The sequence below is a fragment of the Pseudocitrobacter sp. 2023LY-00077 genome (assembly GCF_055796175.1).
The window spans coordinates 299,290-312,188 of the sequence record NZ_JBSPEI010000004.1 but is presented as its reverse complement, the minus strand read 5'-3'; the positions used below and the strand labels follow the sequence as shown (position 1 = coordinate 312,188).

Sequence of the window (12,899 nt, the reverse complement as noted above, 5' to 3'; positions counted from 1 at the left end):
ACTTCAACAAACCACCCCCAATATAAGTTTGAGAATACTACAATGAGCGAAGCACTTAAAATTTTGAACAACATCCGTACTCTTCGTGCGCAGGCAAGAGAATGCACCCTTGAAACGCTTGAAGAAATGCTGGAAAAATTAGAAGTTGTTGTTAACGAGCGTCGCGAAGAAGAAAACGCGGCAGCGGCTGAAGTTGAAGAGCGCACTCGTAAACTGCAACAATACCGTGAAATGCTGATTGCTGACGGCATTGATCCGAACGAATTGCTGAACAGCATTGCTGCTGCTAAAACCGGTACCAAAGCAAAACGCGCTGCGCGTCCGGCTAAATACAGCTACGTTGATGAAAACGGCGAAACGAAAACCTGGACCGGCCAGGGTCGTACTCCTGCTGTAATCAAAAAAGCAATGGACGAGCAAGGTAAATCTCTGGATGATTTCCTGATCAAGGACTAATCCTGAAATTGCTTTAAGAATCCCGCTCCGGCGGGATTTTTTTTATCTGTACGTTGTTCTGTCATGCTGTTTTTTTACGCATTGGTAAATCACGACAATAAAAAAGCCGGGATACCGAACGGTCGGTATCCCGGCTCAGGGTCGCGCGATAAATTACTTCGCTACGCCCAGCGTGTCTTTAAGCCACGCAGTGAATTCTTCACCCAGTGTCTTATGACGAACGCCATATTCAACGAAAGCCTGCATATAACCCAGTTTATTACCGCAGTCATGGCTTTTGCCTTTCATATGATAGGCTTCAACGGTTTCTTTCTCGATCAGCATATCAATAGCATCGGTCAGCTGAATTTCATCACCCGCTCCCGGAGGCGTTTTTGCCAGCAGCGGCCAAATATCAGCGCTCAGGACATAACGCCCAACGATAGCCAGGTTAGACGGTGCGACATCAGCTTTTGGTTTCTCGACCACGCCAACCATCGGTACGCTGTCGCCCGGTGCCAATGGGGCACCTTTACAGTCAACCACGCCGTAAGCGGTAACATCTTCAACCGGCTCAACCATAATCTGGCTTGAACCTGTTTCATCAAAGCGTTTGATCATTTCTGCCAGGTTGTCCTGGGACAGATCTGACTCAAATTCATCCAGAATAACGTCCGGCAGAATAACCGCGACTGGCTCATCACCCACAACTGGATGCGCGCATAATACGGCGTGTCCCAGACCTTTAGCCAGGCCCTGACGCACCTGCATAATGGTTACGTGCGGCGGGCAAATAGATTGCACTTCTTCCAGCAACTGACGCTTAACGCGTTTTTCCAGCATAGCTTCAAGTTCGAAGCTGGTGTCAAAATGGTTTTCAATCGAATTCTTGGAAGAGTGAGTGACCAGCACAATTTCAGTGATACCTGCGGCGATACATTCATTTACCACATACTGAATTAATGGTTTATCTACCAGCGGCAGCATTTCCTTAGGAATTGCCTTCGTAGCAGGTAACATCCTGGTACCTAATCCCGCTACCGGGATAACGGCCTTAGTCACTTTCGAATTTAGGGCAGCCATTCAAATCTCCTGAACTGTTCAAACTTTGAACTTGCTCGTTAATTAATAACGCGTTGAGTATATCATCACAGCCAGGTGGGGCTGCTCCGAAAAGGACGCGCTGACCTCGAATTAAGATTTATACGTATCAGACCAGCTGATAGTACCACCGTGAAAGATAAGCCGTTAAAGCTATCCTGCGAGAAAAATGCGTTTGCTCATTCCGCAGACAACATTAAACGTAAGCGCCCACCATTTCCCCAAATCTGACACTGCCAGGAACTGCAACGCTGACTAATTTGGTTAAGGTATGCATTGCCCAGCGTACCTAAAGGCACACCATTACTTATTTGTATGTGATGTTCACCGGTATTTAATGTGCCATTAAGCCCGGCTGAAACAAGAATCAGATTTTTTAACTCGCTGTGATAATACCCCACCAGCAGTGGAAACTGACCGGGCAGGTTAGCCTGACGTAAAAGCTGATTCACCTGTTTAAGCAGACTGCGCAATTCTGGCAGCCGTTGCCCCTGGTGGGAGAGTTGTTCCTGCAGCAGGCCATTGAACAGCGAGCGTAATAAAAGCGCGGCCAACACGCCATTATCTCCCGCACGCGTCACATCAAGACAGTAAAACGCGAGATCGTTTTCTGAGAGCGGCGCAATATCCAGCACCAGACCCGGTTTATCGGCGAGCACTAATTGCCGATAATTAATACGGCAATGCGAGATAACCTGCTGAACAGGTGGCTGCAACTCCTGAAGCAGTTTTGCAGCGGCAGAAGGATTGTTAACCAGGGCGTCCCAGTCTTCGAATAACCGCTCCTCCTCTTCTACCCGAGAATTAAACATATTGGGATAGAGGCAGGCAAACACGGTTTCTCGCAGCCGGTTCAAATCCTTTACCGGTTTTAACAGAACGTCCTGAACCCCGAGCCTTAACGCCCTGGCGATATCGGCCATATTTTCTGTGGCCGAGATGACGAGAATGGGTAATTTCGCCCCGCCGTTGCGCACATGCTCCACCAGGGTGAGGCCATTCATACGCGGCATCGCGAGATCGCAAATCATCAAATCAGGCTGGAGCGTCGCCATGATCTCCAGCGCCGCCACGCCGTCCTGTGCGAGCGAAGTTTCAGCGCCCAGCGAAGAGAGCCACGAATCCAGAAGGGAGCGGAAAACGGGTTCGTCTTCAACAATCAAGATCTGTTTTCCCGCCAATGGCTGCGTCATGATATCTCCCCTGGCCGACGATAAATAAATAGTGGCATGCTATTCACACAATCGCCTGTCAGATTTTGCTTAAGTAGTCTTAAAAGTGTCTCAAATTGAGGCACGAACTAAAGGTAAGAGCTCATCTGTCTTTTTTTCTACCGCTAACTGACCTGCGGCAATTGCAGAAGAGGCTCGGTGAAAATCCAGTGTCGAGATCTGCGGACAAAACGGCTGAATCAGTATATCCGGTGGATCGCCCGCCATACGGTTACGTTTCAGACGGTTTTCCAGCACCTGAATCGAGGTGGACATGATTTCCATCGCCGTTGGCGTCACGGAGGTGCGCCGTGATGCTACGCGGCCTAAGCGCACGCGCAGTCGCTCATGCCAGGAGAGCGTATCAGGATTATCGCTCTCCTCCGGGTCGGGCTGAATATTGACCGACATTAAATCTTGCTGCATCAGATGCGCGTCATGCTGCAAATCGACGGCTATCACGATATCCGCACCGAGGGCGCGCGTCAGCGAAACGGGAATGGGATTGACCACCGCGCCATCAACCAGCCAGTAGCCATTATGCAGCACCGGTGACATCAGGCCAGGAATACTACAGGATGCGCGCACAGCCATATGCAGGTCGCCTTTGGTAAACCACAGTTCTCTTCCGGTACTGAGATTCGTCGCAACGGCGGCAAAGCGTTTTTCGCAACGCTCAATGGTATCGTTGGGCATCACCTGTCGATAGTGACTGAACACACGTTCGCCGCGCAGCAACCCGCCGCGACGCCAGGAGAGATCCATCAGGCGCAGCACATCCCAGTAGCTAAAGGAGCAGACCCACTTTTCGAGTGCGGGGAGACGATTGCTGGCGTACGCTGCGCCCACCAGCGAACCGATGGAACAACCCGCGACGATATCGATCTCAATTCCCATTTGCTGTAGTGCTTTAATGACACCAATGTGGGACCAGCCACGCGCTGCGCCCGACCCCAAAGCCAAACCAATTTTAACTTTTCTCATTCGTACCGGTGGACATCCTCTCGCTTCATCGTGGCAACATTGCCACCGCTCGGTTAACATAGTGCCACCCGGCGTCAATCGCGCCATTCATTATTGTACAGGGAGACGATTTTGTCTGAACTTTGCCCCTGTGGCAGCGCTGTCGAGTATAGCGCATGTTGCCAACGTTATCTGTCTGGTGCACAGGTTGCACCGACACCGTCACACCTTATGCGCTCTCGTTACAGCGCTTTTGTGATGAAAAACGCAGATTATTTAATCAAAACCTGGCATCCGTCCTGTCAGGCTGGCGATTATCGCCAGGATATTGAAAACGGCTTTGCCACAACGCAATGGCTTGGGCTTACCGTCTTCGCGACCGAAGACGGTAAGCCCGGCGACGAAGGTTTTGTGAGCTTCGTGGCGCGTTTTCACGACCATAACAAGAACGGCGCTATCATTGAGCGTTCAAGATTCTTAAAAGAAAACGGTCAGTGGTACTATATTGATGGCACACGCCCCATATTTGGCCGCAATGACCCCTGCCCTTGCGGTTCAGGGAAAAAATTTAAAAAATGCTGCGGGCAGTAATTCGACCCGCTCAGTTTCGCAAACATCATCAACAGGATTTACCCGGCAATGCACTCATTACAACGCAAAGTTCTCCGCACAATCTGCCCCGATCAAAAAGGCCTGATCGCACGAATTACCAATATTTGTTACAAGCATGAACTGAATATCGTGCAGAACAATGAATTCGTTGATCACCGTACCGGACGCTTTTTTATGCGTACCGAGCTGGAAGGCATATTTAACGATGTCACGCTGTTGGCAGATTTAGACAGCGCCTTACCGGAAGGTTCTATCCGTGAGCTGAACCCGGCTGGCCGTCGCCGTATCGTTATTCTGGTCACCAAAGAGGCGCACTGCCTGGGTGATTTGCTGATGAAAGCGAATTACGGTGGTCTGGATGTGGAAATTGCCGCGGTGATTGGCAACCACGAAACCCTGCGCACGCTGGTTGAGCGTTTTGATATTCCGTTCCAGCTGGTGAGCCACGAAGGGCTGACGCGCGATGAGCACGACCAGCAAATGGCCGATGCCATTGACGCACACGACCCGGATTACGTGGTGCTGGCGAAATATATGCGCGTCCTGACGCCGAACTTTGTGTCACGTTTCCCAAATAAAATTATCAACATTCACCACTCATTCCTGCCGGCCTTTATTGGTGCTCGCCCTTATCACCAGGCCTACGAGCGCGGCGTGAAGATCATCGGCGCCACCGCGCATTACGTAAATGATAATCTGGATGAAGGCCCAATCATTATGCAGGACGTGATTCACGTTGATCACACCTATACAGCGGAAGATATGATGCGCGCCGGTCGCGACGTCGAGAAGAATGTATTAAGCCGCGCATTGTACCAGGTGCTGGCCCAGCGCGTGTTCGTGTACGGCAATCGGACGATTATTCTTTAATCACTAACAAAATGAACTGGTTGCCTTTAACGCGTTACGGATGAAAAGTACGCAAACGGTTCATTTTATTCAAACGAAAGCTTTACAGCGGCGCGTCATTTGATATGATGCGCCCCGCTTCCCCACAAGGAAGCAGGCCAGTACCAAGCAATACCCCGTGGTGGGGTTCCCGAGCGGCCAAAGGGAGCAGACTGTAAATCTGCCGTCATCGACTTCGAAGGTTCGAATCCTTCCCCCACCACCATCTCAAGCATTACCTCAAAATTTGAATTACCCCTGGTGGGGTTCCCGAGCGGCCAAAGGGAGCAGACTGTAAATCTGCCGTCATCGACTTCGAAGGTTCGAATCCTTCCCCCACCACCATCACTTTCTGATAAAGCCTAATTTAAACTTATCGATATCGTTTCATATTCTGCCCATGCGGGAAGGATGAGAAGCTTCGACCAAGGTTCGATTCGAGCGTAGCGAGAAAGCGTTGCCGCAGGCAACGATCCGAAGGGCGAAGCGCGTAGCGCTGAGTAATCCTTCCCCCACCACCCTCACTTTCTTAAATACTCAAAACCTGTTACTCCGAGCTGATTTCCGCCCGGTGGCACTGCGTTTACCGGGCCTACAAATGCACACCACCCGTAGGTCGGATAAGCGAAGCGCATCCGACAATTCACACCGCACCGGGCCCATAAAAAAACCCCGCCGAAGCAGGGTTTGTCGTCAATGCTAACCGCACTTAGTGGCGCGCACGCACAATCTGATACTTACGCGTCAGATATTCCACCGGGACGCTCCAGATATGCACCAGACGCGAGAACGGGAACAGCAGGAACAGCGTCATGCCAAGCACCAGGTGAACGCGGTAGATTAACGCCACGCCATCCAGATGCGCAGATGCGCCGCCGTGGAAGGTCACCACCGATTGCGCCCAGCCGACCAGTTTCATCATCTCGCTACCGTCCATATGCTGCGCGGAGAACGGAATGGTCAGCAGACCCAGCGCACACTGCACCACCAGCAGCGTCAGAATCAGAATATCCGCTCCGGTAGATGTCGCACGCACGCGCGGGCTGAACAGACGGCGTTTCAGCAGCAATACGCCGCCAATCAGACACAGCACGCCGCTTGCGCCACCGGCAAACATCGCCATTTTCTGTTTCACTTCAATTGGCAGCCACGCTTCGTACATCCAGTGCGGCGTCAGCATCCCGAGGAAGTGACCAGCGAAAATCCCCAGAATCCCCAGGTGGAACAGGTTCGACGCCACGTTCATCCCTTTGCGATCCAGCATCTGGCTGGATGCCGCGCGCCACGTGTACTGACCATAGTCATAACGCAGCCAGCTACCAATCAGAAATACTGAGCCCGCAATATACGGGTAGATATCGAAGAGAAACATATTCAGGAAGTGCATTATCGCTCTCCTCCGTTAGAGATATTCAGATATTGCGGCGCGACAGCCCCCGCAAACCGGCGTTGGTGAGCCGCAATTTCAGACTCGCCGCAGCCCTGGTCGGCGAAGAATTTCACCTGCTCTTCTTCCCAGACTGCGTCCAGCGCCTGTGGCGTATCATCGCGCGCTTCATCAGCGATTTTTTCGGCGACTTTGTCGCTGTCCACTTCGCTATGCGCCATTTTCAGCAACGTATCAAACAGCACCGCATAACGGCTTTCACGCTGGGTCAGACGCGCGCTTAACAGCGCCAGAATCGGCGCAATATCCTGCAATCCGCCAATGGCTTCGCTTTCCGGCAACTGAGCAAGATATTCCAGATACAGCGGCAGATGATCCGGCAGCTCGCGGCTATCCAGCTGCAAACCGTGCTGCTCATACTGGTTCATCAGGTCAACCATCGCCTGACCGCGATCGCGGGATTCCCCGTGAACGTGTTCGAACAGCAACAGCGACGTGGCGCGGCCACGGTCGAACAATTCGCTGTAGTTCGCCTGAACATCGAGAAGATCCTGCGCAGTTAAATCGCGCAGGAAAACGCCCAGTTTCTGGGCATCCTCTTTGTCGAGTTTTGCTGAAGCCGCGAGAGCCTCGAAAACCTCGTCCTGATGCTGCCACAGGGCAGCATCCGGGTATTCGAGCAGACGCGAGATGACGAGTAGCTCAATCATGCGTGCGGCTCCGTTTTGCTGCTCACATCGATAGCATCGATGCGGCGGCTGTTGAACAGGTTGAATTTGCTGTCTGAACCATGGCAACCGTCGCCGAAGCTGAAACCGCAACCGCTTTTTTCCGGGAAGGCTTCACGCGCCTGCTCGCGGTGGCTGCTCGGCACTACGAAACGGTCTTCGTAGTTGGCGATAGCCAGGTAGCGATACATCTCCTGCGCCTGTGCTTCGGTCAGGCCAACTTCTTCCAGCGCACGGGTATCTACCACGCCATCGACGTTTTCCGCACGTTTGAAGTGGCGCATTGCCAGCATACGTTTCAGTGCCAGCAATACCGGCTGGGTATCGCCAGCAGTCAGCAGGTTCGCCAGATACTGAACCGGAATACGCAGGCTTTCGACATCCGGCAGAATGCCGTTGCTGCCCAGTTCGCCCGCATCCGCAGCCGACTGAATCGGTGACAGTGGCGGCACGTACCACACCATCGGCAGCGTACGGTATTCCGGGTGCAGCGGCAGCGCCAGCTTCCAGTCAACGGCCATTTTGTATACCGGAGACTGCTGGGCCGCTTCGATCACGCCCTGCGGAATGCCATCTTTCAGTGCCTGCTCAATCACTTTCGGATCGTTCGGATCGAGGAACACCTCCAGTTGACGCTGATAGAGATCTTTCTCGTTCTCGGTGCTGGCGGCATGTTCAATCGCGTCCGCATCATAGAGCAGCACGCCCAGATAACGGATACGGCCCACGCAGGTTTCGGAGCACACGGTCGGCTGACCGGCTTCGATACGCGGGTAGCAGAAAATGCACTTCTCAGACTTGCCGCTCTTCCAGTTGAAGTAGATTTTTTTGTACGGGCAGCCGGTGATACACATACGCCAGCCGCGGCATTTGTCCTGGTCGATCAGCACGATGCCGTCTTCTTCACGCTTGTAGATGGCCCCGCTCGGGCAGGTCGCCGCACAAGCCGGGTTCAGGCAGTGCTCACACAGACGCGGCAGGTACATCATGAAGGTGTTTTCGAACTGACCGTACATCGCCTTCTGCATGTTCTCGAAGTTTTTGTCTTTCGACAGCTTCTCAAACTCGCCGCCCAGGTCATCTTCCCAGTTCGGGCCTTTCTCGATTTTCGCCATACGCTGACCGGTAATCAGCGAGCGCGGGCGAGCAATCGGCTGCACTTTGCTGCCTTCCGGTGCGGTGTGCAGGTTCTGGTAATCAAAATCAAACGGCTCGTAGTAATCGTCAAGGCCCGGCAGATGCGGGTTGGCGAAGATTTTACCCAGCAGCAGCGCACGGTTACCCATGCGCGGCTGGATTTTGCCGTTGATTTTGCGGATCCAACCGCCTTTATATTTTTCCTGGTTTTCCCAGTCGGTCGGGAAGCCCTGACCCGGCTTGGTTTCCACGTTGTTGAACCACGCGTACTCCACGCCTTCACGGCTGGTCCAGACGTTTTTACAGGTGACTGAACAGGTGTGGCAACCGATGCACTTATCCAGATTCAGCACCATGCCGACTTGTGAACGAATTTTCATTTTACGCTCTCCTGTACCTGGTCATTGCCTTCGCCATCCAACCAGTCAATGTTCTTCATCTTACGTACCACAACAAACTCATCGCGGTTCGAACCGACGGTGCCGTAGTAGTTAAAGCCGTAGGCCAGCTGCGCATAGCCGCCGATCATGTGCGTCGGTTTCGGCGTGATACGCGTCACCGAGTTATGAATACCGCCGCGCTGGCTGGTGATTTCTGAACCCGGTAGGTTCACGATACGTTCCTGCGCGTGGTACATCATGGTCATCCCTTCCGGCACACGCTGGCTGACAACCGCACGGGCAGTTAACGCGCCGTTGCTGTTGAACACTTCAATCCAGTCGTTATCCGCAATACCCAGCGATTTGGCGTCAACTTCGCTCATCCACACCACCGGGCCACCGCGACCTAAGGTCAGCATCAGCAGGTTGTCACTGTAGGTGGAGTGGATCCCCCACTTCTGGTGCGGCGTCAGGAAGTTAAGCGCTTTTTCCGGATTGCCGTTGGATTTCTGGCCCATCACTTCTTTTACCGAACGGGTGTCGATCGGCGGACGGTAAACCAGCAGGCTCTCACCGAAATCACGCATCCACTGGTGATCCTGATACAGCTGCTGACGGCCAGAGAGCGTACGCCACGGGATCAGCTCGTGAACGTTGGTGTAACCGGCGTTATAAGAAACGTGCTCATCTTCAAGGCCTGACCAGGTCGGGCTGGAGATGATTTTGCGCGGTTGCGCCTGAATATCGCGGAAGCGAATCTTCTCGTCTTCTTTATTCAGCGCCAGATGCTTATGGTCACGACCGGTAAACTCACCCAGTGCGGCCCACGCCTTCACAGCAACCTGGCCGTTGGTTTCCGGCGCCAGCGTCAGGATCATCTCTGCCGCATCAATCGCCGTATTCAGCATCGGCTGGCCTTTCGCCGGGCCATCCGCTTTGGTGTAGTTGAGCTTACGCAGCAGGTCCATCTCGCTCTGGGTGTTCCATGCGATACCTTTACCGCCGTTACCGATTTTCTCCATCAGCGGGCCGATAGAGGTGAAGCGCTCGTAAGTTGCCGGGTAGTCACGCTCAACGGTCAGAATGTGCGGGGCGGTTTTGCCTGGGATCAGGTCACACTCGCCTTTTTTCCAGTCTTTCACATCCAGCGGCTGCGCCAGTTCGGCGGCGGAGTCGTGCTGAATTGGCAGCGTCACCACGTCGGTTTCTTTGCCTAAATGACCGACACACACTTCTGAGAATTTCTTCGCGATACCTTTGTAGATTTCCCAGTCGCTTTTCGATTCCCAGGCCGGGTCAACCGCGGCAGACAGCGGATGAATAAACGGATGCATATCCGAGGTATTCATGTCGTCTTTTTCATACCAGGTCGCGGTTGGCAGCACGATGTCAGAGTAGAGGCAGGTGCTCGACAGACGGAAGTCCAGCGTGACCACCAGATCCAGTTTGCCGTCGAGGCCGTTGTCCTGCCATTCCACTTCTTCCGGTTTCACGCCGCCCTGTTTGCCGAGATCTTTCCCCTGAATACCGTGCTCGGTACCCAGCAGATATTTCAGCATGAACTCATGACCTTTACCGGAGGAGCCCAGCAGGTTAGAACGCCAGATGAACATGTTACGCGGGTGGTTTTTACCGTTTTCCGGCTGTTCAGCCGCAAAGCGAATAGAGCCCTCTTTCAGGGACTTCACGGTGTAATCCACCGGATTCATGCCCGCTTTTTCCGCTTCTTCTGCGATACGCAGTGGGTTAGTACCTAACTGCGGCGCAGACGGCAGCCAACCCATACGTTCGGCGCGCACGTTGAAGTCAATCATGTGGCCGGTATAGCGGGATTTGTCCGCCAGCGGTGACAGCAACTCTTCCGCCGTGACGGTTTCGTAACGCCACTGGCTGGAGTGGTTATAGAAGTACGAGGTGCTGTTCATGTGACGCGCCGGACGCTGCCAGTCGAGGGCAAACGCCAGCGGTTGCCAGCCGGTTTGCGGACGCAGTTTTTCCTGGCCCACATAGTGTGCCCAGCCGCCGCCGCTCTGACCGACGCATCCGCAGAAGATCAGCATGTTGATCAGACCACGGTAGTTCATGTCCAGGTGATACCAGTGGTTCAGACCGGCACCGACGATGATCATCGAACGGCCATGGGTCTTATCGGCGTTATCCGCAAACTCACGCGCGACGCGGATGATGTGCGCGCGGGAAACGCCCGTCACTTTTTCAGCCCAGGCCGGGGTGTAGGCCTTCATGTCGTCGTAGCTGGCGGCGCAGTTTTCATCGTTCAGACCGCGTTCCAGTCCATAGTTCGCCAGCGTCAGGTCATAAACAGTGGTCACCAGCGCGGTGCTGCCATCGGCCAGTTGAACACGTTTTACCGGCAGTTTATGCAGCAGGATATTTTCCAGCTCAACGCTCTGGAAGTGCTCGGTGCCTTCGCCGCCAAAGTACGGGAAACCGACCTGCGCGATGTCATCGTGGCTACCCAGCAGGCTCAGACGCAGTTGAACGTCTTCACCGGTTTTCCCGTCACGCTGTTCAAGGTTCCATTTACCTTTATCGCCCCAGCGGAAACCGATAGAGCCGTTCGGCGCGGTCATGTCACCCTGTTCGTCATAGGCGACGGTTTTCCATTCCGGATTCTTTTCCTGACCCAGCGCATCGACCAGATCGGCTGCACGCAACATACGACCCGCCGCGTAGTAACCGTCACGCTCTTCCAGCATCACCAGCATTGGCATGTCGGTGTAACGGCGAACGTAGTCGGTAAAGTACTGGCTCGGTTTGTCGAGGTGGAATTCACGCAGCATCACGTGACCCATTGCCAGCGCCATCGCGGCGTCGGTACCCTGCTTCGGTGCAAGCCACAGATCGCACAGTTTGGCGATTTCAGCGTAGTCCGGAGTAATGGCAACGGTTTTGGTCCCTTTGTAACGCACTTCAGTGAAGAAGTGCGCATCCGGGGTACGCGTCTGCGGCACGTTAGAGCCCCAGGCGATGATGTAGTTAGAGTTATACCAGTCAGCCGATTCCGGTACGTCCGTCTGCTCGCCCCAGGTCTGCGGCGAGGCTGGCGGTAAGTCACAGTACCAGTCGTAGAAGCTCAGGCAGGTACCGCCAATCAGCGACAGATAACGCGCGCCGGAGGCGTAAGAGACCATCGACATCGCCGGGATCGGCGAGAAGCCTGCTACGCGGTCAGGGCCGTAGGTTTTGACGGTATAGACGTTAGACGCCGCAATCAGCTCATTCACTTCCTGCCAGGAGGAGCGCACGAAACCGCCGCGACCACGCGCCTGTTTGAAGCTTTTGGCTTTATCAGAATCTTCGATGATGGACGCCCATGCATCAACCGGATCGCTGTGCTGCACTTTCGCTTCACGCCACATTTTCATCAGGCGTTTACGCATCAGCGGATATTTCAGGCGGTTGGCGCTGTAGAGGTACCAGGAGTAGCTGGCGCCGCGAGGGCAGCCGCGTGGCTCGTGGTTAGGCAAATCCGGGCGAGTGCGCGGGTAGTCGGTTTGTTGGGTTTCCCAGGTCACGAGGCCATTTTTTACGTAGATTTTCCAGCTGCACGACCCTGTACAGTTCACCCCATGGGTAGAACGTACGACTTTGTCATGCTGCCAGCGGCTTCTGTATCCATCTTCCCAATCCCGGTTGGTATTCAGAATCTGTCCGTGCCCATCGGCAAAAGTTTCACCCTTCTGTTTGAAGTAGCGAAACCGGTCCAGGAATTTACTCATCGGGTCTCTCCTGTTTGGAGCCTGTCGGCTCTCTGATAAATCGACATTGCTGAATTTGCAGCGAAATTAACGCTCTGAAAGAAGAAGGGAATTGATAGGGATCAAGATGAATCGGCTTAGTAATCACACGGAATTTTACATATACCACCTTGGTGGTAGTATTTTTTGTATTTTAACTTACTGTTATATAAGGGTTTTTATGGTTATTTTGCGATTTAACATCCCATGTGGAGATGTTAATGGTATTAAGGGGTAGATGATTTTTATCCGTCGGCATACCGCCTTTTATCTGGTCAAAAAAAAGGCGCGATTCCTCG

Annotated in this window: 10 protein-coding genes, 2 tRNA genes and 1 other RNA gene; 6 read left to right on the top strand and 7 right to left on the bottom strand. The window is 53.5% G+C overall.

Translation table 11 applies throughout. From position 1 onward, the window contains the following. Positions 1-42 precede the first annotated feature (42 nt). Positions 43-456: a histone-like nucleoid-structuring protein H-NS gene (gene hns / locus ACWWFX_RS07805; RefSeq protein WP_015964157.1), complete on the top strand. Its 414-nt coding sequence runs from the start codon at positions 43-45 to the stop codon at positions 454-456. A gap of 153 nt (positions 457-609) precedes the next feature. Here hns and galU read toward each other — a convergent pair whose 3' ends face one another. The 3 genes from galU to rssA all read right to left on the bottom strand — a co-directional run bounded on the left by galU (position 610) and on the right by rssA (position 3,731). After that, positions 610-1,518 carry a UTP--glucose-1-phosphate uridylyltransferase GalU gene (galU, locus tag ACWWFX_RS07800; protein ID WP_276219994.1) on the bottom strand — a complete coding sequence of 303 codons (909 nt, stop codon included), beginning with the start codon at positions 1,516-1,518 and terminating at the stop codon, positions 610-612. A gap of 197 nt (positions 1,519-1,715) precedes the next feature. Beyond that, positions 1,716-2,729 (bottom strand): two-component system response regulator RssB, encoded by a 1,014-nt coding sequence (gene rssB / locus ACWWFX_RS07795; RefSeq protein ID WP_276219993.1) that lies wholly within the window; start codon positions 2,727-2,729, stop codon positions 1,716-1,718. Between the two features lie 90 nt (positions 2,730-2,819). After that, a complete protein-coding gene (rssA, locus tag ACWWFX_RS07790; RefSeq protein WP_231827081.1) occupies positions 2,820-3,731 on the bottom strand; it encodes a patatin-like phospholipase RssA in 912 nt (303 codons plus the stop codon). 111 nt (positions 3,732-3,842) lie between these two features. On the opposite strand from rssA, the gene ACWWFX_RS07785 reads away from it, so the two are divergent. The 5 genes from ACWWFX_RS07785 (at position 3,843) to ACWWFX_RS07765 (ending at position 5,731) form a co-directional block, all read left to right on the top strand. Beyond that, positions 3,843-4,301, top strand: a complete 459-nt coding sequence (locus ACWWFX_RS07785) for a YchJ family protein (protein ID WP_473223536.1) — start codon at positions 3,843-3,845, stop codon at positions 4,299-4,301. 48 nt (positions 4,302-4,349) lie between these two features. After that, positions 4,350-5,192 (top strand): formyltetrahydrofolate deformylase, encoded by an 843-nt coding sequence (purU, locus tag ACWWFX_RS07780; protein WP_015964152.1) that lies wholly within the window; start codon positions 4,350-4,352, stop codon positions 5,190-5,192. 159 nt (positions 5,193-5,351) lie between these two features. Then, positions 5,352-5,436: transfer RNA gene (locus ACWWFX_RS07775), tRNA-Tyr, on the top strand. 34 nt (positions 5,437-5,470) lie between these two features. After that, a tRNA-Tyr gene (locus ACWWFX_RS07770) sits at positions 5,471-5,555 on the top strand. A gap of 45 nt (positions 5,556-5,600) precedes the next feature. Further along, positions 5,601-5,731: non-coding RNA, RtT sRNA (locus ACWWFX_RS07765), on the top strand. A 188-nt stretch (positions 5,732-5,919) separates the two neighbouring features. Here the strand turns inward: ACWWFX_RS07765 and narI are convergent. The 4 genes from narI to ACWWFX_RS07745 are packed head-to-tail and all read right to left on the bottom strand — an operon-like array spanning position 5,920 to position 12,582. Beyond that, on the bottom strand, positions 5,920-6,597 hold the full coding sequence (gene narI / locus ACWWFX_RS07760) for a respiratory nitrate reductase subunit gamma (RefSeq protein ID WP_108477093.1): 678 nt from the start codon (positions 6,595-6,597) through the stop codon (positions 5,920-5,922). Then, the gene (gene narJ / locus ACWWFX_RS07755) at positions 6,597-7,307 is read right to left on the bottom strand and encodes a nitrate reductase molybdenum cofactor assembly chaperone (RefSeq protein ID WP_473223535.1); all 711 of its coding nucleotides are present in this window, start codon (positions 7,305-7,307) and stop codon (positions 6,597-6,599) included. The genes narI and narJ overlap by 1 nt, the downstream gene beginning before the upstream one ends. Next, positions 7,304-8,842 (bottom strand): nitrate reductase subunit beta, encoded by a 1,539-nt coding sequence (narH, locus tag ACWWFX_RS07750; RefSeq protein WP_189623019.1) that lies wholly within the window; start codon positions 8,840-8,842, stop codon positions 7,304-7,306. The genes narJ and narH overlap by 4 nt, the downstream gene beginning before the upstream one ends. Beyond that, entirely contained in the window at positions 8,839-12,582 is a 3,744-nt protein-coding gene (locus ACWWFX_RS07745; protein ID WP_473223534.1) for a nitrate reductase subunit alpha, read from the bottom strand. The genes narH and ACWWFX_RS07745 overlap by 4 nt, the downstream gene beginning before the upstream one ends. Positions 12,583-12,899 lie beyond the last annotated feature (317 nt).

Coding starts and splice junctions, on each gene's coding strand:
- hns (WP_015964157.1), top strand. CDS start 43: ATGAGCGAAGCACTTAAAATTTTGAACAACATCCGTACTCTTCGTGCG.
- galU (WP_276219994.1), bottom strand. CDS start 1,518: ATGGCTGCCCTAAATTCGAAAGTGACTAAGGCCGTTATCCCGGTAGCG.
- rssB (WP_276219993.1), bottom strand. CDS start 2,729: ATGACGCAGCCATTGGCGGGAAAACAGATCTTGATTGTTGAAGACGAA.
- rssA (WP_231827081.1), bottom strand. CDS start 3,731: ATGAGAAAAGTTAAAATTGGTTTGGCTTTGGGGTCGGGCGCAGCGCGT.
- purU (WP_015964152.1), top strand. CDS start 4,350: ATGCACTCATTACAACGCAAAGTTCTCCGCACAATCTGCCCCGATCAA.
- narI (WP_108477093.1), bottom strand. CDS start 6,597: ATGCACTTCCTGAATATGTTTCTCTTCGATATCTACCCGTATATTGCG.
- narJ (WP_473223535.1), bottom strand. CDS start 7,307: ATGATTGAGCTACTCGTCATCTCGCGTCTGCTCGAATACCCGGATGCT.
- narH (WP_189623019.1), bottom strand. CDS start 8,842: ATGAAAATTCGTTCACAAGTCGGCATGGTGCTGAATCTGGATAAGTGC.
- ACWWFX_RS07745 (WP_473223534.1), bottom strand. CDS start 12,582: ATGAGTAAATTCCTGGACCGGTTTCGCTACTTCAAACAGAAGGGTGAA.